The organism is Culturomica massiliensis, from assembly GCF_900091655.1.
Taxonomy (GTDB): domain Bacteria; phylum Bacteroidota; class Bacteroidia; order Bacteroidales; family Marinifilaceae; genus Culturomica; species Culturomica massiliensis.
Genome location: NZ_LT594621.1, coordinates 636,191 through 658,596, shown reverse-complemented (window position 1 = coordinate 658,596; position 22,406 = coordinate 636,191). Strand labels below are relative to the sequence as shown.

20 protein-coding genes are annotated in these 22,406 nt (G+C 45.1%); 8 read left to right on the top strand and 12 right to left on the bottom strand.

What is annotated here, in order from left to right; all coding sequences use genetic code 11:
- Positions 1–101: 101 nt before the first annotated feature.
- The 7 genes from BN8908_RS03930 to BN8908_RS03900 all read right to left on the bottom strand — a co-directional run bounded on the left by BN8908_RS03930 (position 102) and on the right by BN8908_RS03900 (position 6,665).
- On the bottom strand, positions 102–1,091 hold the full coding sequence (locus BN8908_RS03930) for a DMT family transporter (protein ID WP_068689226.1): 990 nt from the start codon (positions 1,089–1,091) through the stop codon (positions 102–104).
- Between the two features lie 186 nt (positions 1,092–1,277).
- Positions 1,278–2,888 carry a fumarate hydratase gene (locus BN8908_RS03925; protein WP_021988582.1) on the bottom strand — a complete coding sequence of 537 codons (1,611 nt, stop codon included), beginning with the start codon at positions 2,886–2,888 and terminating at the stop codon, positions 1,278–1,280.
- Between the two features lie 216 nt (positions 2,889–3,104).
- Positions 3,105–4,028 (bottom strand): tRNA (adenosine(37)-N6)-dimethylallyltransferase MiaA, encoded by a 924-nt coding sequence (gene miaA / locus BN8908_RS03920; protein ID WP_021988581.1) that lies wholly within the window; start codon positions 4,026–4,028, stop codon positions 3,105–3,107.
- A gap of 87 nt (positions 4,029–4,115) precedes the next feature.
- The gene (locus BN8908_RS03915) at positions 4,116–4,724 is read right to left on the bottom strand and encodes an IS1096 element passenger TnpR family protein (protein WP_021988580.1); all 609 of its coding nucleotides are present in this window, start codon (positions 4,722–4,724) and stop codon (positions 4,116–4,118) included.
- 13 nt (positions 4,725–4,737) lie between these two features.
- Positions 4,738–5,061: a CCC motif membrane protein gene (locus tag BN8908_RS03910; RefSeq protein WP_021988579.1), complete on the bottom strand. Its 324-nt coding sequence runs from the start codon at positions 5,059–5,061 to the stop codon at positions 4,738–4,740.
- A gap of 80 nt (positions 5,062–5,141) precedes the next feature.
- A complete protein-coding gene (locus BN8908_RS03905; RefSeq protein ID WP_068689224.1) occupies positions 5,142–5,432 on the bottom strand; it encodes a DUF2752 domain-containing protein in 291 nt (96 codons plus the stop codon).
- A 141-nt stretch (positions 5,433–5,573) separates the two neighbouring features.
- Positions 5,574–6,665, bottom strand: coding sequence for a pyridoxal-phosphate-dependent aminotransferase family protein (locus BN8908_RS03900; protein ID WP_068689222.1), 1,092 nt, complete (start codon positions 6,663–6,665; stop codon positions 5,574–5,576).
- A gap of 284 nt (positions 6,666–6,949) precedes the next feature.
- Here BN8908_RS03900 and rsfS point away from each other — a divergent pair, with 284 nt between their 5' ends.
- The 7 genes from rsfS (at position 6,950) to BN8908_RS03865 (ending at position 13,690) form a co-directional block, all read left to right on the top strand.
- Positions 6,950–7,312, top strand: coding sequence for a ribosome silencing factor (gene rsfS, locus BN8908_RS03895; RefSeq protein WP_021988576.1), 363 nt, complete (start codon positions 6,950–6,952; stop codon positions 7,310–7,312).
- 63 nt (positions 7,313–7,375) lie between these two features.
- On the top strand, positions 7,376–9,388 hold the full coding sequence (gene ftsH / locus BN8908_RS03890) for an ATP-dependent zinc metalloprotease FtsH (protein WP_068689220.1): 2,013 nt from the start codon (positions 7,376–7,378) through the stop codon (positions 9,386–9,388).
- A gap of 48 nt (positions 9,389–9,436) precedes the next feature.
- Positions 9,437–9,643, top strand: a complete 207-nt coding sequence (locus BN8908_RS03885; RefSeq protein WP_068692090.1) for a putative signal transducing protein — start codon at positions 9,437–9,439, stop codon at positions 9,641–9,643.
- The gene (locus BN8908_RS03880; protein WP_021988573.1) at positions 9,636–10,445 is read left to right on the top strand and encodes a phosphatidate cytidylyltransferase; all 810 of its coding nucleotides are present in this window, start codon (positions 9,636–9,638) and stop codon (positions 10,443–10,445) included. The genes BN8908_RS03885 and BN8908_RS03880 overlap by 8 nt, the downstream gene beginning before the upstream one ends.
- A 98-nt stretch (positions 10,446–10,543) precedes the next feature.
- Positions 10,544–11,215, top strand: a complete 672-nt coding sequence (locus BN8908_RS03875; RefSeq protein ID WP_021988572.1) for a phosphatidylserine decarboxylase family protein — start codon at positions 10,544–10,546, stop codon at positions 11,213–11,215.
- 38 nt (positions 11,216–11,253) lie between these two features.
- Complete coding sequence (panB, locus tag BN8908_RS03870) at positions 11,254–12,069, top strand: 3-methyl-2-oxobutanoate hydroxymethyltransferase (protein ID WP_068689216.1); 816 nt, start codon at positions 11,254–11,256, stop codon at positions 12,067–12,069.
- A gap of 268 nt (positions 12,070–12,337) precedes the next feature.
- Positions 12,338–13,690, top strand: a complete 1,353-nt coding sequence (locus BN8908_RS03865) for an MATE family efflux transporter (protein ID WP_068689214.1) — start codon at positions 12,338–12,340, stop codon at positions 13,688–13,690.
- 66 nt (positions 13,691–13,756) lie between these two features.
- On the opposite strand, the gene BN8908_RS03860 is transcribed toward BN8908_RS03865, so the two are convergent.
- Positions 13,757–15,784 (bottom strand): M13 family metallopeptidase, encoded by a 2,028-nt coding sequence (locus BN8908_RS03860; protein WP_068689212.1) that lies wholly within the window; start codon positions 15,782–15,784, stop codon positions 13,757–13,759.
- Between the two features lie 41 nt (positions 15,785–15,825).
- The gene (locus BN8908_RS03855) at positions 15,826–17,055 is read right to left on the bottom strand and encodes a TPR end-of-group domain-containing protein (RefSeq protein ID WP_068689209.1); all 1,230 of its coding nucleotides are present in this window, start codon (positions 17,053–17,055) and stop codon (positions 15,826–15,828) included.
- Positions 17,056–17,202: 147 nt separating this feature from the next.
- Between BN8908_RS03855 and BN8908_RS03850 the strand changes: the two genes are divergently transcribed.
- The gene (locus BN8908_RS03850) at positions 17,203–18,279 is read left to right on the top strand and encodes a cytochrome-c peroxidase (RefSeq protein WP_068689208.1); all 1,077 of its coding nucleotides are present in this window, start codon (positions 17,203–17,205) and stop codon (positions 18,277–18,279) included.
- 172 nt (positions 18,280–18,451) lie between these two features.
- Here BN8908_RS03850 and BN8908_RS03845 read toward each other — a convergent pair whose 3' ends face one another.
- From BN8908_RS03845 to BN8908_RS03835, 3 genes are all read right to left on the bottom strand, one after another.
- Positions 18,452–20,110 carry a DUF4153 domain-containing protein gene (locus tag BN8908_RS03845; RefSeq protein WP_068689200.1) on the bottom strand — a complete coding sequence of 553 codons (1,659 nt, stop codon included), beginning with the start codon at positions 20,108–20,110 and terminating at the stop codon, positions 18,452–18,454.
- 67 nt (positions 20,111–20,177) lie between these two features.
- Positions 20,178–21,329: a M20 metallopeptidase family protein gene (locus tag BN8908_RS03840; RefSeq protein ID WP_068689194.1), complete on the bottom strand. Its 1,152-nt coding sequence runs from the start codon at positions 21,327–21,329 to the stop codon at positions 20,178–20,180.
- A gap of 38 nt (positions 21,330–21,367) precedes the next feature.
- Positions 21,368–22,333, bottom strand: a complete 966-nt coding sequence (locus BN8908_RS03835; RefSeq protein ID WP_021988564.1) for a PCMD domain-containing protein — start codon at positions 22,331–22,333, stop codon at positions 21,368–21,370.
- Positions 22,334–22,406 lie beyond the last annotated feature (73 nt).

Genomic DNA, 22,406 nt, shown 5'->3' with positions numbered 1-22,406 from the left:
CCTACGGGCCCAATCTAAAATCAAAGTCTCTTTCATATTTTCTTGTAAAAATACAAAAGATTTAATATTAATAGCCACATTTATTAAAAAAATTAGTAACACTACTCGGTGATAAAATTTTTGGAAATCTCGGAGCGGGTCGTTTTGGAAGGTACGATAAGAATCAAAACTGAGCCCAGCAAAATAATACCGCCGATAAAAAAATCTTTTGTGCTCAATTCCGGTTTCATCGCAGCGTAAAAAAGAGCCGCCAACAACTCCAAAGTATAAGTCAGGATAGGTTGAAATACACGAAATGCCATAAAGGTTTCTGACTTTGTCCACTTTAATGCAGCATAAAACCAATAAACCGAAGCGGAGTTCAGAAAAAAACCGGCTAAACAACCGCTGATTACGGTTTCAGGATTCAGCATTTCCGTCATTTGAGGCAAATAATTCAAAAAAAAGAACAGTTTCGGTAAACTCTCTCCGAACAAAAAAGTGATACCTGCGATCCCGAAAAAGAAAACAATAAGAACCGTACCCCCGACAAACATCGTATATCCGGAAATACCGCATTTTTGACGAACGGTGGTTTCCGGACTTTTACGGGAAGTCTGTTCCACAACGATAGAACGGATACAACTCGCAGTGGCTGCAAGCAATATCAATACAGCCGTCGGGATTCTCACAGCTGTCGGTAAAGAATAAATCAACAGTAAAAAACCGATAAGAATTACAGCAATCCCCCAATATTCCCGTTTGTGAGGAACCCGTTTAAAAAACAGATAAGCCATCAGATAAGTAAGCACAACCTCTATATTAATCAACAAACTCGTTTCCGTCGTCGTGATGTATAAATAGGTCGAAATCATAAAAAAACTCTTGGTCATCTGCATCGTTGTATAGAGCCAGGAATAATGCACTCCGCTCTTCCAATTTTCCGGATTTACCCGTTCCCGGATCAAGAGCAAAGCCACACCTCCCGAAAAAATAAGAAAAGACGTAAACACAAGCACATTAATACCGTACTTCGATACGCAATAGCGATTGACCACCCCCATCAGTGCCCATGTCAATACTGTAGCTAATGCAAATAAAGCGCCTTTCATTATCCGGTACGATTCGACGATGTGTTGTTCTATATGCGCATATGTACGGAAAGGGACTGATTTTGTTCCGGCATCAGCCCGTTACAGAAGGAATAAATTCACTCACGGACAAAAATCCGATACTCCTGAATAAAAAAGAGCCTGACTAGATATATAGCCAGGCCCTCTTATTCAATTAAGCTTCGATTAATGTGCCCATTCGGCAAAAAAATCGTTGCCTTTATCGTCGACGATAATAAAAGCCGGGAAATTTTCCACCCGGATCTTACGTACGGCTTCCATACCCAATTCTTCGAAATCAACCACCTCTACAGACTTAATGCTGTTTTTAGCCAAAATAGCTGCCGGGCCACCGATAGAACCCAGATAGAAACCTCCGTGCTTCTGACAGGCATCGGTAACGGCTTTCGAACGGTTGCCTTTGGCTACCATAATCATAGAACCGCCCATAGACTGGAACAGATCTACATAAGGATCCATTCGCCCGGCTGTCGTCGGTCCGAAACTACCGGAAGGCATCCCTTGCGGCGTTTTAGCCGGTCCTGCATAATATACCGGATGTTTCTTAAAATACTCGGGCATCGGCTTGCCTTCATCTATCATCTGTTTGATACGTGCATGAGCGATATCCCGGGCAACGATCAACGTACCCGACAAATTCAGACGGGTCTTAACCGGATATTTAGTCAGTTCTTTCAACACATTTTCCATCGGCTGATCCAAATCGATATTTACTGCAGGCGCCAAAGCCGGCGTTTCAGCCGGTAAAAACCGGGCCGGATTCTTCTCCAATTGTTCCAGGAAAATACCGTCTTCTGTAACCTTCGCCTTGATATTCCGGTCTGCACTACAACTTACCCCAATACCGACCGGACAGGATGCAGCATGACGCGGCAAACGGATCACCCGGACATCGTGTACCCAATATTTACCTCCGAATTGAGCGCCGATCCCTTTTTGCTGGCATATTTTCTGAATTCTTGCTTCCCATTCTAAATCCCGGAATGCACGTCCGCCCTCATTACCGGAAGTGGGCAAATGATCGTAATATCCGGCAGATGCCTTTTTCACCGTAGCCAGACAAGCTTCAGCGGATGTACCGCCGATAACCACTGCCAAATGATAAGGAGGACATGCGGATGTACCGAGATCAAGTACTTTCTCCGCAATAAACTTCGTCAATGTCTCTTCATTCAATAAGGCTTTGGTCTGCTGATACAAAAAAGTTTTATTGGCAGAACCTCCCCCTTTTGTCATAAATAAAAATTTATAGGCATTCCCCTGGGTAGCATACAAATCGATTTGTGCCGGTAAATTCGTCCCGGTATTCTTCTCTTCCGTCATCGTAAAAGGCACTACCTGGGAATAACGCAAATTACGGTCGCGGTAAGTTTCAAAAACCCCTTTACTGATAGCCTCTGCATCATTATATCCGGTATATACGTCCTGACCCTTCATACCGATACAAATTGCCGTGCCCGTATCCTGACAAGTAGGAAGCTGACCTTCCGCAGAAACGACCTGATTCAATAACAACGTATGAGCGACAAATTTATCATTATCGCTGGCTTCCGGGTCTTTTAAAATATCGGCCAGCTTCTGCAAATGAGAAGCACGCAGATAAAAGGAAACATCCGCATACGCCTCACGGGCTAATAATTCCAGTCCTTCTTTTTCAATTTTCAAAATTTTCCGCCCGTCACAATCCACGGTTTTCACATAATCTTTCGTCAACAAACGATACTCGGTCGTATCCTTTTCGATCGGAAACGGCTCCTGATACTTGAACTCTGCCATCTTATATAAGTTTTAAATTACAACTACTCGGTCACTACCGCTATTCGGCAACGAAATTAAGATTAATAAGTGAAAATATCTAACGTTTTTAAAGAAAAAATTCTGTAATTACACAACGAAAAGAAAACACCGGATTTTCCCCGCCCGCCCTTTCTGAATCCAGAACTACAAATCCTTATAAACCTTACATCCCGACAATTAATCACCGATCAAAAATTACACAATGAGTCCGTCCCAGTGTGTAATTTTACTTTCGACAAATGTCAGTATCTGCTCTTTTTCTTCCGGATAAAACCAGGAAATATCTGCGTCCCTTCGGAACCAGGAAAGTTGTTTTTTGGCATACCGCCGCGAATTGCGTTTAATCAGACGTACCGCTTCGTCATAGTCTGTTTTCCCTTCAAAATAATCGAAAAATTCCTTATATCCGACCGTATTCAAAGGATTCAGATTCCGGTACGGCAAAAGGGCCCGGGCTTCTTCTTCCAGGCCTTCCGCCAGCATCATGTCCACCCGTTTATCAATCCGATCGTACAATTCCTGTTTATCCCGGTTCAAGCCGATCCTGATGATCCGGAATCCCCGGTCTTTAGGGGTGTTGGTACGCAGCGAAGAATAGGGTTTTCCCGCCATCAGACATACTTCCACGGCATGCAGCACCCGTTTGGCATTATTCAAATCGACAACCTCATAAAACACCGGATCCAGGCTTTTCAACATCGTCTGTATAGCAGCCAATCCTTCCTCTGCATACCGTTGCATCAAATCCTCCCGGAGTTTCGGGTCTATCGTCGGTATATCGTCTATGCCTTTACACACGGCATCGATATACATCATCGAACCGCCGACCATCAGGACGACATCCCTTGTCCGGTGTAATTCATGGATTTTTGCCAAAGCCTGTTGCTCAAATTGCCAGGAATTATAATAGTCGTGCACAGACAGCGTATGTATAAAAAAATGAGGTACGGCTGTCAGCTGTTTTTTCTCCGGAACCGCAGTACCGATCCGCATTTCCCTGTACATCTGCCTGGAATCACAGGACAGAATCGAAGTCCCGAAATGCCGGGCCAAATCAATACTCAAATCCGTTTTTCCGACCCCGGTCGGCCCCAGCAATACGATCAGTGTTTTTTCCATACCAGCTTATTAAACGAAAAAGGCCGGAAGACCAAAGCAAACCGTCCGGTCTCCTCTGGCCTTTCGACCTCTCCGTGTTTTTCCGAATTACAATTTATCGATATAATCGTCTATACTTTCATACCGGTCGTCGTATCTCCCTTCATCTTCAAACTCATCATCATCACGACCGAATTCATCATCCTCGTCGCGATAATCGTCCGAATCGTTGGAAAACTCTTCCATAAAACTATCGTCATACTCTTCTTCCGGTTTGTCGAATCCCCATTTTTCATCACCTTCAAACTCCATCTGTTCCGGAATATCACCATCACAATAGATACATACCGGCAACACATCGGCAGAATCCGCGATATATTCCCCGGCGTATTCTACCCGGAAATAACGATTATTGAAAAAATCGAAAACATACTCCAATTCAATACAGTTGGCATTGACAATCTCCTGTATCTCCGTCACGTCCATAACCAACGTATCCGTTTCCTCATCTTCGGTAGACATATCCATAAGGGCAATTTCCTTCACCCGGTTGCCCATTCTGTCCAAGGTGTAAAACGAAGCCATTTGCGACCCGTCATACCCCAACACTTCTATAATTTTATCGTGAAATTGCTGAAAAGTCTGCTTTCCACCCATAGCAATCTCACATCTGAAATCCGAACTGTTCGGTAAACTGATTTCAAACCTGTAGTTCATAATGAGTCAATATTTATAGTCCGCAGCTTGCACCAATTCCAGCCGCAATAATTCCACACACCACTAAAATAACGACAAGGAAAACAAGCACAGCAATACAGATACCGATAATACCACATATCCGTCCTGCATTGACATTCTTGTATGAAGCCGGAGTATAGGCCTCCGGATCAGCCTGATACAAGCGGCGAGGCGTTCCGGATAATGCCACGGCAATAATTCCTAAAATCAATCCGACAATTCCGTAGCACCAGCAGAAAACCAATGAAAGTATTCCCAATACCAATACGGCTGTGGAATTCGGTAAATCTTTTTTATTCTGATCAATAATTTCCATAAGATTAAGTTATTTATGATTTAAATTCAAAAACGATCAAACTGTGAATCAATCATTTCCCTTTCAAACATCCAAATATCTCAATTGATTGTTAATTTTAGCAAATATGAAATTAAAATTATTCCCAAACAAACAAATCCGCTAGTTTTTATCCATCCGGAAGTAATTTTTTTCACTCCCGTTACTTTCAATAAAGCCAATATTAAAAACAACATCAACGGCAATAATGCCGGATAGGCGGTAATCGAAGCCCATAATTCTCCTTTCAGCAAAAGGATCAAAGCCCTCTGCATACCGCATCCCGGACATTCTATTCCGGTCAGTGATTTAATCCAGCAGGACAATTGATGTGCCTCCAACCATTCGAGCATACAATACGTCAATACAATTAGAACTGTTACATTCAAAATACCACAACCACACCCTTTTTACGTTCGGTAAAAACTAAAATTCCAAATTCCGGAAACGTGCTTCCCCAAACCACTGTAGATCTGTTCCCTCCCAAGCGTAAATCAAAAATCCAAAACAGTTTTCTCCAAAACATCCATCGCCTCCTTTACCAGCTGCATATCAGCCTGGGCACCCATATGTCCGATCCGGAATACTTTTCCTGCCAGACAACCGTAGTTTCCTCCCACAACAAGTCCTTCCTCTCTTAAAGCTGCATCCAGTTTTTTCCAGGACACACCTTTCGGAACATATAAAGCCGTTACTGTGGGCGACAGGATGGCATCCGCAGCAGGAAACAACGTCAATCCCATCTGCAAAGCCCGTTCCCGGCAATAAGCCGCCACTTTTTCGTGCCGGTTGATAACCCTGGTCAATCCTTCATCCAATATCAGGCAGCACGCGGCATACAACTGTGCCGTTCCATGCCAGTAGGGCGTATAAGGAAAATACCGGTTTCGTACAGCCTCCCGGAAAGGCATAAGTGCATCGTAACCGACATAGCCGGTCTCCTCTATAATCTCCCAAGCCCGCTCACTGACGGATAAAAATGCCATATTCGCCGGCGCCGACAAACATTTCTGGGAAGCTCCCAAACACAAATCGACATGCCATTTATCTGTTTCAACCACACTCCCACCGAGTCCGGATACCGCATCCACATACAACAGCGGGACATTGTACTTTTCTTTCAAATCCCCGATACGTCCGACCGGATTCAGCGTACCGCTAGGAGTCTCGCTTTGTACCATCGTAATCATTTTCGGGCAGAACTCCCGGATAGCCCTTTCTACCGTTTCAAAATCAGTAATCGATTCATCGAAGGAAAAACCGACAGTACGCACCTCACATCCCAGTGACTCCGCCATTTCTCCGATTCCATAACCGAACAGCCCGGTCGATAAAGCCAATACTTTATCTCCCGGTTGTAAACAACTCTTCAATGCACCCCATAAAGCAAGCATTCCTTCTCCCGTCTGTATCACAACCGAATTCCGGGTACGCATAATCTTTTGCAATGCTTTTTCGGTTGCTTTATATAAATCGATATATTCTTTTTCTAAATCTGCCGATCCGTAATTAACGACTGCGGCATCCAATATCTGCTGTGGTACCGACACGGGGCCGGGAACCATCGGAAGTCTGTATTTTTCCATATCATCATTTATTTTAGATACACAAATTTAGATTTTCTTTTGCAATATAGTCGCAAAAGCCCTGAAAAGTTATTGTCTGTCCCTAAAAAACAAGCGAAGTTTATGCGATCTTTACTTTATCCCCCGGATAGAGGCAACCGACAAAAAAATATTCCGTAATAATCTGTCTAAAGGATAGTCTGAAGGCAGAGACTTTATAGATATCCCACTTTTTGCCGCTTTGTTTTTACTTTTAAGTATAAAAAATTATATATTTGTAACCTTAAAAACGGGACGTTTACTATATGAATAAACCGGAAGAATTAGTAAATAAAATAATAGAAAGTCTGGACGAAAACAAAGGACATCAAATTGTAAAAATTGATTTAAGAAAGATTGAAAACTGTTTTTGTAGTTTCTTCGTAATATGTCATGGAACCTCCAATACCCATGTATCCGCATTAGCAGACGGCGTAGAGGATAAAGTTCAGGAAGATTTGCATGAGAAACCTTTCCACACGGAAGGCCGGGAGCAAGCACAATGGATCATTGTCGATTACGGGGATGTCATTGTACATGTTTTCCAGAAAGAACAACGGGATTATTATCAACTGGAAGACTTTTGGGGAGACGGCATAAAAGAAGAAATCAACAACTCGGAACAATAATAAAAACAAAAAAGTAATAAAACAGGCCGGGTATTCCGGCCGTTTGTGAAGCGACTGAAACATATGGCAGAGAACAAAAAAAACAATAAAGAGAACTTCAATTTTCCCCCTGTCGGTGGCGGCGGAAAAAATATAAAAGCTCCGAAAGTCGGAGGATATTGGTTATATCTCATCATAGCACTTATCATTGTCGGGTTTAATTTCCTCAACCTGCAAACCGAACCGGTGAAAACCAACTGGCAGGAAGTAAAAACCAAAATGCTGGAAAAGGGGGACATCGAAAAATTCGTTGTCATCACCAATAAGGGACAGGTGAACGTATTCCTAAAACCGAATAAAATCGAGGATTATTCCCAACTGAAATCCAAAGGATTCAAAAACTCGAGTCCCGGTCCCCAATTCACATTTGCGATCGGTTCACTGGAAGGATTCGAGAAAAATGTAGCCGAAGCCCAGAAAGATATTCCGGGAGCGGCTAACACCACCATAGAATATGAAAAAGAATACGACGGTTGGGGAGATATTTTATCCTTCCTTTTCCCGTTGGCTCTATTGGTATTCATTTGGATGTTTTTCTTCCGGCGGATGAGCAAAGGCAGCGGTGGCCCCGGCGGAGGCATATTTAATGTCGGCAAGTCCCAGGCCAAACTATTCGATAAAGAATCGAATATCAAAGTTACCTTTAAAGATGTTGCCGGATTGGCAGAGGCCAAGCAGGAAGTGGAAGAAATCGTATCCTTCCTGAAAAGTCCGGACAAATATACCAAGTTAGGAGGAAAAATTCCGAAGGGAGCCTTACTGGTAGGTCCTCCGGGAACCGGAAAGACATTGATGGCCAAAGCAATGGCAGGAGAGGCAAACGTACCTTTCTTCTCCATGTCAGGTTCTGACTTTGTGGAAATGTTCGTCGGTGTAGGAGCTTCCCGTGTACGCGACCTTTTCAAACAAGCCAAAGAAAAAGCACCGTGTATCATTTTCATCGACGAAATTGATGCCATCGGCCGGGCCCGCGGTAAAAACCCCAATATGGGTTCCAACGACGAACGGGAAAACACGCTGAACCAATTGCTTACCGAAATGGACGGCTTCGAAACCAATTCAGGGGTTATCATTCTGGCAGCAACCAACCGGGCAGACATTCTGGACAGCGCATTGCTGCGTGCCGGACGGTTCGACCGCCAGATTTATGTTGACCTGCCCGAATTAAAAGACCGCGAAGCGATATTTAAAGTACATCTGAAACCGCTGAAACTGGCAGAAGATGTGGACGTCGATTTTCTGGCCAAGCAAACGCCGGGCTTCTCGGGTGCCGACATTGCCAATGTAGCCAATGAAGCCGCTCTGATTGCCGCCCGTAAAAACAAAAATGCCGTTGAAAAACAAGATTTTCTGGATGCCATCGACCGTATTGTCGGAGGTTTGGAAAACCGCAGCAAAGTAATTAAATCCAGCGAAAGAAAGGCCATTGCCTACCACGAAGCCGGCCACGCAACGGTATCCTGGTTATTGGAACATGCTCATCCCCTGCTCAAAGTGACAATTGTTCCGAGAGGGAAAGCCTTGGGAGCTGCCTGGTATTTACCGCAGGAAAGGCAAATCACCACCAAAACCCAATTACTCGACCAAATGTGTTCTGTATTGGGAGGACGGGCTGCCGAAGAACTGGTATTCGGACAAATCTCTACCGGAGCGCAAAACGATCTGGAAAAAGCAACGAAACAAGCTTACGCCATGGTAAGCATCTTCGGTATGAGCGATAAAATCGGCAACCTGAGCTATTACGATTCGTCAGGACAGAGTGATTTCAGTTTCACCAAGCCCTATTCGGAAAAAACAGCCGAATTGATCGACGCCGAAGTCAAAGAAATGGTAGAAGCAGCCTATGTCCGTGCCAAACAACTCTTATCCGACCATCTGGAACAGCACAGGGAGGTGGCCGAGTTACTCATTGAAAGAGAAGTTATTTTCAGCGACGACCTCGAGCGTATACTCGGTAAACGTCCCTGGAAAGACGAAGAAGATGAAAAAGACGGTTCCGGCGAAGAAGCAACGGAACAGCCACAGGGAGAACAATAACACATAACCGGTGACTTTATGCCGCCGGTTATACAAATACCCGACCGTATGAACAATTGGATATCCATTTTCGAAACGGATCAGCTTTACAAAGCAGAATTAGTAAAAAGTGTATTGTGCGATAATGGTGTAGAAGCGGTTATACTGAATCAGAAAGATTCTTCTTATAACACATTCGGAACCATACAGGTTATGGTAAGCTGCGATCATAAAGATCAGGCCGAAGAAATCATAAAATCCATTCATTGTGAGTAATTTCGTCAAACGCGCTATCAGCGGTTTATTTTTTGTTGTCATTCTGACCGGTTGCATCTTTCTGCACCCGCTTTGTTTTTTTGTTTTGTTTTTTATCATCAACATACTGGGATTACGCGAGTTTTCCATGATGGCCAGACGAATGAATGTCGATATCAATCTACCGATGCTTTTAATCTGCGGCAGCATTCTGTTTACAGCCGGATTCTTACACAAATACCTGGGCAACAGAGACGGTTATCTTTATTTCTTCATAGCCACCTTTGTATTGAGTATCTGGGAATTATACCGTAAAAAAGGCAACTCTTTTCAGAATCTTTCTTTCTCCTATTACGGCTTGCTTTATTTGAGCCTGCCTTTTACCCTGTTGATCTACCTGCCTTATATGACCAACGACGAATGGCGTCCGGAGATCATCTTCTTTCCCTTTCTGCTCGTCTGGTTCAACGATACTTTCGCATTCCTGCTCGGCTCACAATTCGGACGACACAAACTATTTCCGAGGATATCTCCCAAAAAATCCTGGGAAGGAGCGATAGGCGGCGGAATATGTACGATTCTGGCAGCCCTGTTCATCGCGCCCTATATCGAAGGACTAACCATATACAACAATATGGTCATAGCTGCTATTGTCGTTGTATTCGGTATTTTCGGAGACTTACTCGAATCCATGTTCAAAAGAAGTATCGAAATCAAAGATTCCGGAAACATCATGCCCGGTCACGGCGGCATACTCGACCGTTTTGACGCAGTTCTGTTTGTCATACCGGCCATATTCGTATACCTGGAATTCGTATATTAAATAACCGGAACCGAAGTTTCTTTTTGCCCCGGCTTTTTGACTTTTGACTTTTTATAGTACCTTTGTCAGCCGTATATTAATCACTTAAATAGAAAAAAATGACACTTCATAAAGCAGGTTACTCTTTATTACTGAAGATATTGGCTTTTCTGGTGATCTTGAATTGCATTACCTTCTATTTTATCGACAACACAATTGTCACCTATATCATATTGGGAATATCCTGCATACTCTACCTTTGGGCGATCAACTTTTTCCGGTTTCCGAACAGGCATATCATTATTGACGACAACACGATACTGGCCCCTGCCGACGGTAAAATCGTAGTGATCGAAGAAACCGAAGAACCGGAATATTTCAAAGACCGCCGGTTACAGGTATCCATTTTTATGAATATCTTCAATGTACATATCAACTGGTTTCCCGTTAACGGAATCGTAAAATATTTCAAATACCACAAAGGTAACTTTGCAGCGGCCTACCTGCCGAAGTCTTCCACTGAAAACGAGCGGACGAGCATTGTCATCGAAACCGGTGACGGACAGGAAATCTTAATGCGTCAGATAGCCGGAGCTATGGCCCGGCGGATTGTATCCTATGCACCTGTAGGTGAAATTTCCCGACAGGATAAACACGCCGGATTTATCAAATTCGGATCCCGCGTCGACCTCTTCCTACCCCTCGGCACACAAATCGAGGTCAGACTCGGACAGAAAACAGTCGGTTCACAAACGATCATCGGAAGATTTAGTAAAACAAATCAAAAGTAAGACCGGAGAAATCATCCGATCGTTAAACAATTTCAGCTATGTCAGTAGAATCTAAAGCAAAAATTGTAACTACCCACGTTTTATACGAAATGAAACAAAGGGGAGAAAAAATAAGTATGCTCACCGCCTATGATTATTCTATGGCACGCATTGTCGATGCTGCCGGAATAGATGTCATTCTGGTAGGCGACTCGGCTTCCAATGTAATGGCCGGTAACGAAACGACCCTGCCCATTACCCTCGACCAGATGATTTACCACGGTGCCTCTGTAGTAAAAGGTGTAAAAAGGGCCCTGGTCGTCGTCGACATGCCTTTCGGCAGCTACCAGGGCAACAGCAAAGAAGCCCTTTGTTCTGCCATCCGGATCATGAAAGAAACGGCAGCCGATGCCGTAAAGCTCGAAGGCGGTATTGAAGTTGTCGAATCCATCAAACGCATACTTTCAGCCGGCATACCGGTTATGGGACACCTGGGACTGACCCCACAAAGTATCCATAAATTCGGTACCTATTCCGTTCGGGCCAAAGAACAGGCCGAAGCCCAGAAGCTGATCGAAGACGCTCATTTACTGGAAGAAGCAGGCTGCTTCGGTATTGTGCTTGAAAAAATACCGGCAGCCCTGGCCGAACAGGTGGCCCGCGAATTATCCATTCCGATAATCGGTATCGGTGCCGGTAACGGAGTAGACGGACAGGTACTGGTCATCCACGACATGCTCGGTATCAACAAAGAATTTTCGCCCCGTTTTTTACGCCGTTACCTCAATCTTTTTGACGAAATGACCGAAGCCGTCGGACGTTATGCTGCCGATGTGAAAAGCGGTGATTTCCCGAATGAAAAAGAACAATACTAGCGTTGCGACCCTTTAAATATTTTCAGGGCTGTTGCCCTCTTTATTTACGATCGATACACAATTGGAACGAAAATTGCTGTCATCTATCGTAAATCAAAAACTTAAATAAAGCCTCCGGATCCGTAAAATCTTATGGATATCAACGACTTTATATACGAAGTTAGTATATACACAATTTAAAATTACTATATATTCCGGTGCCCCGTTAACCGGTCGGCAGCAAAACCTGTATCCTCACCGGAAAGATAAATGTATCGTAACTCATAATATGGACAGAGCGGTAAAAAACATAAAAGAAATGGAAGAAATGGGCATACGTCGCCTGTTGTGGAAATATTTTCTTCCGGCTTTTACAGGAGTACTCGTCAACGCATTGTACAACATCGTCGACCGTATATTTATCGGTCGCGGCGTCGATGCTCTGGCTCTTTCCGGACTCAGTGCCGTCTTTCCCCTGATGCTGATTATCTTTGCCTTCGCTATGCTCGTCGCCATCGGAGCCAATGTCCGCATTTCCATCAATATGGGAAAAAGAGACTACAAACGCGCCGAATGGGTTCTGGGAAATGCCGTCACATTGGGTATAATCATTTCCATTCTGCTGACCCTATTCGGATACATATACCGGTATCCCCTGCTGAAAATTTTCGGAGAAGGAGAAGGAGCCATGCCCTATGCACTGGAATATTTCGAATACATCCTATTCGCCAATATCTTCGCCAACATCGGATTTATCCTGAACAATGCCTGCCGGGCCGAAGGCAATCCGAAAACCGCGATGTATTCCCTCTTTATTTCTGCCGGTACCAACACGGTACTCGACCCGATTTTCATTTTCGGTTTCGGTATGGGGGTAAAAGGTGCCGCCATCGCCACCATCATTTCCCAATTCGTACTCTGTATATGGGTAGTAGCCCATTTCTACAGCAAACGCTCTACCCTTAAACTGCATTTCAGTAACCTGCGTCTGAACAGCCACATCATATACAACATCATCACCATCGGCTTCGCGCCCTTCTCCATGCAAATGGCGGCCAGTGCCGTGCAAGCCGTGCTAAACACCCAATTGATCCGCTACGGAGGAGAACTGGCTGTCGGAGCAATGGGCATCATCAACAGTGTAGGTCAATTACTGGTTATGAGCATCATAGCCATCAATATGGCATCACAACCCATCATCGGATTTAACTTCGGAGCCGAGCAGTACAAACGGGTCAAAGAAACCCTGCTCATCTGTATCTATGCCGCCACATTCATTTCCTTCGGCGGATTTGCACTCACACAGCTATTGCCCGGAGAGATTGTCCGGATTTTCAATACCAATAACCCGGAACTATTCGAACTCGGACGGAAAGGCTTGCGGATATTTACGCTCTTTTTTCCGGTCGTTGGTTTTCAAATCATTATCGGCAGCTACTATCAATCCATCGGTAAGGCAGGCATCGCCGCTTTTCTCTCCCTGCTTCGCCAGGTGATTATCCTGATACCGATCCTATACCTGCTTCCCCGATTTTATCACCTCGACGGAGTATGGTTTGCCAATCCTATCTCCGACCTGCTGGCCGGAGCCATCAGTTCCATATTCCTGATAAAAGCATTGAAAAAACTCAACAAAGCCTGATTTTCAAAAATAAAACGGCTGCCTGGAAATTTCAGACAGCCGTTCAAATCATTAATACATTGCGGACTACCAGATAACAGCCCGTTTTTCCGGAGCCAGATACAACGGATCACCTTCCTGAATACCGAAAGCTTCATACCAGGCATTGATATGCGGAAGCGCACCGTTCACCCGCCAGCGTCCCAATGAATGAGGATCGGATTTCGTCTGTACCCGGATTTGCTCATCCCGGATATTCCCTGCCCATACATTGGCATAAGCCAGGAAGAAACGTTGTTCGGGCGTAAATCCGTCGATAACCGGCAACTCTTTACCGGCAGTAGCTTCCTTAAATGCCGTATAAGCCACCTGTAAACCTCCGTGGTCAGCTATATTCTCTCCCAAAGTCAACTTACCGTTGGCAAACAATCCCGGTAACACCTCAATACTATCGAAGTGATTTACCAGTTTTTGGGTACCGGCCCCGAAATTAACGGCATCGGTCTCCGTCCACCAGTCGGCCAGATTCCCTTCCTTATCGTACTGCCGTCCCTGGTCGTCGAATCCGTGGGTCATCTCGTGTCCGATCACAACACCGATAGCCCCGTAATTAAAGGCATCATCTGCATTCATATCGAAAAACGGATATTGCAAAATACCGGCAGGGAAACAGATTTCATTCGTCGTCGGATTATAATAGGCGTTTACCGTCTGCGGGGTCATAAACCAGCGATCCCGGTCAACCGGTTTACCGGCGTCAGCGATCATATAATTATAATCGAATTCATTCGAACGCATGATATTTCCCCAGTAGGAATCATCCTTAATTTCCAATCCTGAATAGTCACGCCATTTGTTGGGATATCCCACCTTCACATAAATAGTCGAGAGTTTTTCCAGAGCCTTCGCCTTGGTTTCCTCGCTCATCCAGGTCAAATTTTTAATGCGCTCTCCCAAAGCCGACTGTAAATTAGCCACCAATGCGGTCATGCGCTCCTTAGCAGCAGCCGGGAAATATTTCTCCACATACATTTGTCCGACAGCTTCACCGAGTACACCGTTCACCGTCCCGACAGCTCTCTTCCAACGCGGCTTGATCTGCTGCTGTCCCGACAAGGTTTTACCGTAAAAATCGAAACTCTCGGCAGCAAAGGCATCGCTCAGATAAGAACCGGCTTCATCAAGCACCTTCCATTGCAGATACGCTTTCTGTTCGTTTAAAGGCAATTTGTTCCAGATATCGGCAACAGCCTTTAAAACTTCCGGCTGTCCGACATTCAGTTCTTCTATGCCTCCCAACCCGGCAGCAGCCAGATATACATCCCAGTCGATACCGGGAACTTCCCGCTTCAGATCGGTCACCTTCATCTTGTGGTAATTCGCCTGAGGATCACGTAACTTTACGTTATCGTAAGCCGCTTCAGCCAACATCGTTTCCACCTTCAAAACAGCATCGGCATCCTTCCGGGCTTCCTCGTCCGTAAACCCGGCCAGACGGAACATATTGGCGACATGTTCCCGGTATTTCTCCCGAATCTCTCTGGTATGATCGTCGTTATCCAGATAATACTCCCGCTCGCCCAGACTCATCCCGCTTTGGTAAGCATATACAATATTCATCGCACTGTTCTTTTCATCTGCCCCGACACCAAGTACAAAATAGGCATCGAATCCTTTACGGCGCATCTCCGCCACAATCTCCGACATCTCTTTTACATCCGTTATCGCAGCGATCTTTTCCAGTTCTCCCCGGATCGGTTCCACCCCGTCGGCATTCAATTTCACCGAATCCATAGCTACATTATAAAGGTCTCCGATCTTCTGGGCTACGCTCCCCGGGGCTTCCGGTTTGGCAGCCAACTCCCCGATCAACGATTTCAATTGCTCCCGATTGTTCTCTGCTAACAGGTCGAACGATCCGAAACGGGCATATTCAGCCGTCAACGGATGAGCTTTCATCCATCCGCCACAGGCATATTGGTAAAAATCGGTACCCGGCATAACCGTAGTATCCAAATTCGCCGGATCAATACCGGCAACATCTTTTTTTCCGCCTCCACAGGCAACCGTAGTCAAAGCCAATGCAAGCACAGGTAAATACAATTTTGTGTTCATATCATTTAGAAATTTAACGTATCTTTTTCTGAATAATTCCACTATTCAGGAGTTTGCCAAAAGTAATCCGGATTTGAAGTCATGTATCCGGAAGCATATTTATGTCTGAAATCTTTAGGTAACAAGCTCACATATTCCGAAGGCCTACCATCCACCGACTCCACATCTCTCCGGCTGTCTTTCGTACATTCGAACCAATACAGATTTTTTGCCATATACCGGTCCAGATAGCTTTCCTTCGTTTGCCGGGTACGGTTATTCCAATTGGCATCCTCATTCAGCACCAAAGGTTTTCCCATCACCAGTCTTTCCCGGACTTCCGCAATCCCCAGTAACATCCCGTCTTCATCCGATACGTAAGCCTTAAAAGTAGGGTCCATCCAAATCCATTTGTGCAGCATGCGCGAATATACGATGGTAATGACATGACAATCAGTATCGGTCTCTGATTTCGGCAAACAGGTTACAAAACGGGAAGGAAATCCCATAGCCAGATAACATTCGTTCAGGATAATAGCCATCATCCGGCAATTGATCCCCCGGTTTTCCGTCCGGCAAATCCGGATCAAATCAATGGCATTCCGCTGTTCCGGACTATACGAATTCCCATCATGCCTTACGGCATTATGCACCCATGCCAATAAATTCTTTATCCGGCTGATCTCATCTCCCTCCCCGGCAATACTATCCAGATTAAAATATTTCCGGATCTCTGCCAACTCCGGATCATCCTCCGGCTGATAAGTAAAACGCAACGTATCAGAAAACGATACGCCCGTATAGAAAGCCTTTTGCAACATAGTCACATAATCCCGGCTCTGACGCAATCCCTGCAATAATTTTTTAAATTCAGCCTCTTCGCGGATGGGATTCAAGTCCGTATCCGTCATGATGTGTTCATAATCGTCGAAACCGTTTTCCAGTGATTCACCCAAAACCTCTGCGGCCTTCTTTCTTTCTCCGGCCAACGCATAGGCACAAGCCAAATTATAATATACCCGGCTTTTCAATTGCTTTTTAATATAGGGTTTAAAAGCCGGCTCATCTTCGATTTGTCCCAGTAATTGATACGACAACTCCACCGCTTTCGGATAATCGGAAAGTCCCATCACCCGTACCACATCATCAAAAACACCTCTCACCTGCTTCAAAGCCGTTTGTAAACGATCCTGCTGAGTCTGAGCCATTCCGCTTTGCCAGTGGCAAACCATAAAGCCTCCCAGCAAAAAACAGAGGCCAAAACAACACAGAAAGAAAAATCGTTTTTTCATATAGCCGTAGTTAAGCTCATTTCTTTATAAAAGAAGAAAGAAAATAGCTTTCGAAGTTATACAATAATTTTTTAAAATTATCGTTCTCACCCTTTCCATTTTGGATATTTTATTTTTTCAATCTATTTTTACGGAAAATAAACCGACATGAGAAATTCCTATATACTTTTATGCTGCCTGTTCGTTTTGCTAAGCGCATGCCGGGAAGAGCAGCCCCGTAAGCTTACCCCCAAAGAACAGTTAGGTAAACTGATCTTTTTCGACACGGCCTTATCAAACCCGCCGGGACAATCCTGTGCCACCTGCCATACCCCCGCCAACGGGTTTGCCGACACCCTTTCCCGTCCTATTTCGGAAGGAGCCGTCAAAGGTCTGTTCAGCAACCGCAATTCCATGACAATCTGTTATTCGTCATTTGTCCCTGCACTATCTTACGACCAGGAAGAAGAAACCTATATAGGCGGTCTGTTCTGGGACGGGCGCGTCAACGACCTGCAGGCACAAGCCGGCCAGCCTTTTGTCAATCCGCTGGAAATGGGCAACACCGACCACCTTATGATTACCCGAAAAATAAGACAAGCTCCTTATTACCCGGAACTGACGGCCATATACGGCGAAACGGATAACAGTGACACCCTCTACGCCCACATCACCGATGCTCTGGCAGCCTATCAAAGTTCGGCGGAAGTAAATCCGTTTTCTTCCAAATACGACGCTTATCTGGCCGGAAAATACCACCTGACAAAGCAAGAAAAAGAAGGATTGGAACTATTCGAGAAAAAAGCATTATGCGCCGAATGCCATATACTGACTCCCGATCCGAAAGCCGGAAAAGTACTATTTACCGATCATACGTACGACAACCTGGGCATCCCGCGTAATCCGGAAAACCCTTATTTCACCCTGCCGGCCGAATACAACATCCAGGGTGAGTCCTATATCGACCTGGGCCTGGGAGCCATCGTCAACGACAGCACCGAAAACGGAAAATTCCGGGTACCGACATTACGTAATATCGCCCTTACCGCACCTTACGGCCACAACGGTTACTTCAAAACGTTGGAAGAGATCGTACATTTCTACAACGTACGCGATGTAAGCAATGAATTTCCACCGGCCGAATACCCTGCAACCGTTAACTATGACGAATTGGGTAATCTCGGCCTCAGCCCCGAAGAAGAAGCGGCTATCGTAACTTTCCTGCTGCTACTCACCGATGAATAACCGGAATATAACCTGCAGATTTCGCCGATATACTCCTAATGAATAACCCGTACATACCGGCGAAATCCGCAGACCTATCAAAATCGTAAATCAAAAATCTGAAATCGCAATCGCAAATCAAAAATCGTAAATCGTAAATCGTAAATCAAAAATCAAAAATCCCCCTTCCCACTTATTTCATCTTCTTCCGCGTCAACAAAAACCTGGGCGAAAGGCTGATAATTGCCATATCTTTCTCATCGATACAGATTTCCCCAAAAATAACCCGCAGCCTGCCGATATCGTACGTACACAAAAATTCGTGAAACTCCCCGACCTGTTCCTGCGACAAACCGCCGGTCGTATCTACCCCTACTTCTGCCAGCTTTTCTTTCAGCAAAAAATGAATATCTACATCTACCAACGTATCCGATCGGCTGATAAGCCGGAATCTGTTGTCCTCAAATTCATAATACACACCTCCCCCGACTGCATTATTGAGAATCTGCCGCAAACTGTCGAACCCGCTGATATCAAACGTCGCACCGTAAGGATACACCAGATATAACATTTCATCGTCAACACCATTCCATCCCCAATCGTCTTTCACCTTTTCGGGAATATTCTCTTCCAGATACTCGCAATCGAATCCGAAACGCTCCCGCATATATTCAGCACTTTTGCGACTTTGAACATACCTGGAAGAATTATACAACATCATATACCGGGCCGAAACCACCGAGTCGGTACCGTCATTCCATCTTTCTCCCGTTTCCGGATACAATACCGTCCTGATCCGGTTCTCCTGAGAACGCAAACCCAAATCACCCGCATTTATTCCCGGAATATAGGTAAATACGGCAAGCGTCGCCAAAACCCCCAATACCACCCATTTGTAGTTACTCCAGCGGGGAATCATAAATAACACCGCCGTAAAGGTAGCCATACACGCAGACAGCATCAGATAAACCCTCCATTCCGTCCAGCCATACTCACCTACCCGGAACAGTACACTGATCCACAACATCGCCAGAGGCAACACCACCCACAAACTGAAAAAACGATAATACCAATCGTAATACCGGCGGCGTAACACAGGCTGTATGGACTTTACCGCCAGCAATAAAAGTATAAAGGCCAGAACCATATAGGCAACTCCCCCTTTCGGCAACGACCACACCACGGCAATTTTTACAAAATACAGATACAAAATCAAATTGTAGATCATCAATGCCGGAGTAACGATAAAATTCAACAAAACGTCCAAAAAGGAATTGGCTATGAATTCCTGGTTCTGACGTATACCGAACATTAAAAACAATATCGGCGCCACCATAAACCAGACACCCTGACTGATGTACACCATTATACGATAATTCGCAGACAAATCGAAAATATACGTCACCGAAGCATAAATCGCCCAGGCCAGCAACCAGCCCACCAGAGCCAATACCGTCGCCGCCACCATATTCCGGACATAACACAAGCCATTCCGGACAAAAGCATCATTATCCGCAGCTCGCGCACTCAATAATACCAACAATTGACTGACAATCAGAGTTATCCAGTATATCGAATCCGTCAGTCGTAAATTCCAGGCCCAAAATCCCCCGATACTCAAAACCGATATATAATACAGCCAACGCCATCCGGTTCCCCTGCTAAACCTGTTCACAGCATAAATCAGGCAAAAGCAGATGGGAAAAGATCCCAGAAAATCATCATAACCGATATGCTGATAATAACTGACAACGGCTGTAAGAAAATACACCGACGAAACAACGGCTTCCACCGGCGAAAATACGACAGCCTTCCGGAACCTTTCCCGGATTTTTTTAAACTTTATAAACATAATGCAATATTTTAGACGGGCCCAAAGGTATAAAATTCCCGACGGTCTGACGAAAAGAAATACCCGATTAATTCACCGGAAAACGATTCACACAATCCAGCAACATCACAATGCCTGTGCGCATAGCTTCTTCATCCGGAGAAAAACCGGGATTATGCAAGGGAGGCATCGCATCCTGTATCGGCGGACACACCCCCAACACCCACATCACACCGGGTATCGATTGCAGATAAATAGCGAAATCTTCTCCCAAAGTCAAAGGTTCCATCAGACGGACATGTTCCTGTCCCAAAAGATATCCGGCTCTCCCGACAAATTGTTCTGTCAGCAGCCGGTCATTCATCAGCACAGGCAGACCGTTCATCGTTTTATCCCGTTTAAACCGACATCCGTAAAGTCCGCAGATCGCTTCCGACTTCTCATCTATCAACTCAAAAATCCGGTCCCGTAATTCATTATCGTGTGTACGTACCGTTCCTTTGACATCCACCCGGTCAGGAATTACGTTGTTAGCAGTGCCTCCGTGTACGGAAGTCACAGAAACTACGGCAGGTGTAAGCGGATTACGGAATTTCGTCACCAACGTCTGGTAAAACTGAATCAGACAGGCCGTTGCCAAAATCGGGTCCGAACCGTTCTGGGGCATCGCCGCATGGGTTCCTTTTCCCTCTACTGAGAAAATAATATTATCCGAAGAAGCGAAAAAAGCACCGGAACGCACTCCCACGTACCCCGTCGGTAAACCGGGATAAACATGCTGCGCAAAAATCGCCCGGGGCACCGGATCTTTCAATAATTCAGGCAACAACAGACGGGCACCGCCGGGACGCTTTTCCTCACTCGGTTGAAAAACGATTTTCACGGTTTTTTGTAACAGCGGTTCCTGTTGCTTTAAAGCTATCGTCACCGCCAACACCATCGCCAAATGCATATCATGCCCACAGGCATGCATCACCCCTTCGTTTTCAGAAGCAAAAGGCAAACCGGTCGCTTCCTTCACCCGTAAAGCATCCATCTCTCCCCGTAAAGCGACACAAAGTGCCCCTTGCCCCACACGGGCAATAATTCCCGTACCGACAGTTGTATACGCAATCCCATAACGTTGCAACACATCGGTAATATAAGCCTGTGTTTCGTATTCCTGTTCTGCTACTTCCGGTTTCCGGTGAAAATAACGGCGAAAATCCACAGCCAAACGGTATATTTCTTCCAAATCCATACCCAATACTCAAAATTCAAAGCAAAAATACCGAAAAATCAATACACCAATCTGACATTATCGACCCAAAACTTACTGTCCAGACTTCCGATATAAGGACCGCCGTTACTGGACGAAAATTGCAGCACGATATGAGTAATCTCTTCATCCGGACTTCCCCAGCCTATTTCCTGAATCGGCACAATCTTTCCCTTGCTGTTACGGGTATAATAAGCATGCTCTCCGTTTATCAACCCCATATAATTTTCATAATAGGGCTCGGAAGTAATATCACCGTAATACACCGGCAGACGATAATCGGTTTGCCAATCGGTTTCCGATTGCTCGTAATGCTTCCAGGCCGTAGCCACCCGGCGGGCATAAACATTTCCGGCGGCATCTTCCCAACGATGCTGCAACAACATGGAAGTTTCGGCCATATCCCTGTCCTTCCGAGGCTCAGGTTTTCCGAAACCGGAAGCATAGGTGCGCAGTCCTCCCGTTATGACCTTATAATCGTACATCAGGGCTATCGGCCGTCCCGTAAAAGGAATACCCGATATCAGCTTACTCTGCGGATTTTTAGTATCCGTAATGGGTTCCACCATTTGTCCTAAAAATACCGTACCACTCGCCACAACCCGTATATTAAACAATCCCAACACCTTGCAAGTCTCCATCCGGGTTTCCAAACGGGCACAATAACCGTCTCCCCGCTTTTCCGGAAAAACCGTAAGACTTGTCTTTACCACTCCGCTTACCTTGGCCATTACCGAAGAAGTCGCCCAGGGCGAATCCGTATTTTTATAAGGCGTATTATGCAGTAAAGTATCCCCACTGGCAATCTCATACAAATATTTGGTATTTCCCCCTATCACAAAAGACTCCTCGACCTTCCGTACCATCCATTTATCCATATCTCCATATCCGATTAACTCCACTCTTTCCTTCTGGGCATACACCGGTACGACATAAAACAGCAAAAAGCACCGGACAACCGACCGCATGTTCAATAAGCATTTCATCTCTCAAGCATTTTTCTCTATAGAACGAAAACTAATAAGTATAGGTTTCCAAAATAAAACCCATGCACATAAT

Excerpts from the sequence above, each read along its gene's own strand:
- BN8908_RS03930 (WP_068689226.1), bottom strand. The coding sequence starts at position 1,091 with ATGAAAGGCGCTTTATTTGCATTAGCTACAGTATTGACATGGGCACTG.
- BN8908_RS03925 (WP_021988582.1), bottom strand. The coding sequence starts at position 2,888 with ATGGCAGAGTTCAAGTATCAGGAGCCGTTTCCGATCGAAAAGGATACG.
- miaA (WP_021988581.1), bottom strand. The coding sequence starts at position 4,028 with ATGGAAAAAACACTGATCGTATTGCTGGGGCCGACCGGGGTCGGAAAA.
- BN8908_RS03915 (WP_021988580.1), bottom strand. The coding sequence starts at position 4,724 with ATGAACTACAGGTTTGAAATCAGTTTACCGAACAGTTCGGATTTCAGA.
- BN8908_RS03910 (WP_021988579.1), bottom strand. The coding sequence starts at position 5,061 with ATGGAAATTATTGATCAGAATAAAAAAGATTTACCGAATTCCACAGCC.
- BN8908_RS03905 (WP_068689224.1), bottom strand. The coding sequence starts at position 5,432 with ATGCTCGAATGGTTGGAGGCACATCAATTGTCCTGCTGGATTAAATCA.
- BN8908_RS03900 (WP_068689222.1), bottom strand. The coding sequence starts at position 6,665 with ATGGAAAAATACAGACTTCCGATGGTTCCCGGCCCCGTGTCGGTACCA.
- rsfS (WP_021988576.1), top strand. The coding sequence starts at position 6,950 with ATGAATAAACCGGAAGAATTAGTAAATAAAATAATAGAAAGTCTGGAC.
- ftsH (WP_068689220.1), top strand. The coding sequence starts at position 7,376 with ATGGCAGAGAACAAAAAAAACAATAAAGAGAACTTCAATTTTCCCCCT.
- BN8908_RS03885 (WP_068692090.1), top strand. The coding sequence starts at position 9,437 with ATGAACAATTGGATATCCATTTTCGAAACGGATCAGCTTTACAAAGCA.
- BN8908_RS03875 (WP_021988572.1), top strand. The coding sequence starts at position 10,544 with ATGACACTTCATAAAGCAGGTTACTCTTTATTACTGAAGATATTGGCT.
- panB (WP_068689216.1), top strand. The coding sequence starts at position 11,254 with ATGTCAGTAGAATCTAAAGCAAAAATTGTAACTACCCACGTTTTATAC.
- BN8908_RS03865 (WP_068689214.1), top strand. The coding sequence starts at position 12,338 with ATGGACAGAGCGGTAAAAAACATAAAAGAAATGGAAGAAATGGGCATA.
- BN8908_RS03860 (WP_068689212.1), bottom strand. The coding sequence starts at position 15,784 with ATGAACACAAAATTGTATTTACCTGTGCTTGCATTGGCTTTGACTACG.
- BN8908_RS03855 (WP_068689209.1), bottom strand. The coding sequence starts at position 17,055 with ATGAAAAAACGATTTTTCTTTCTGTGTTGTTTTGGCCTCTGTTTTTTG.
- BN8908_RS03850 (WP_068689208.1), top strand. The coding sequence starts at position 17,203 with ATGAGAAATTCCTATATACTTTTATGCTGCCTGTTCGTTTTGCTAAGC.
- BN8908_RS03845 (WP_068689200.1), bottom strand. The coding sequence starts at position 20,110 with ATGTTTATAAAGTTTAAAAAAATCCGGGAAAGGTTCCGGAAGGCTGTC.
- BN8908_RS03840 (WP_068689194.1), bottom strand. The coding sequence starts at position 21,329 with ATGGATTTGGAAGAAATATACCGTTTGGCTGTGGATTTTCGCCGTTAT.
- BN8908_RS03835 (WP_021988564.1), bottom strand. The coding sequence starts at position 22,333 with ATGAAATGCTTATTGAACATGCGGTCGGTTGTCCGGTGCTTTTTGCTG.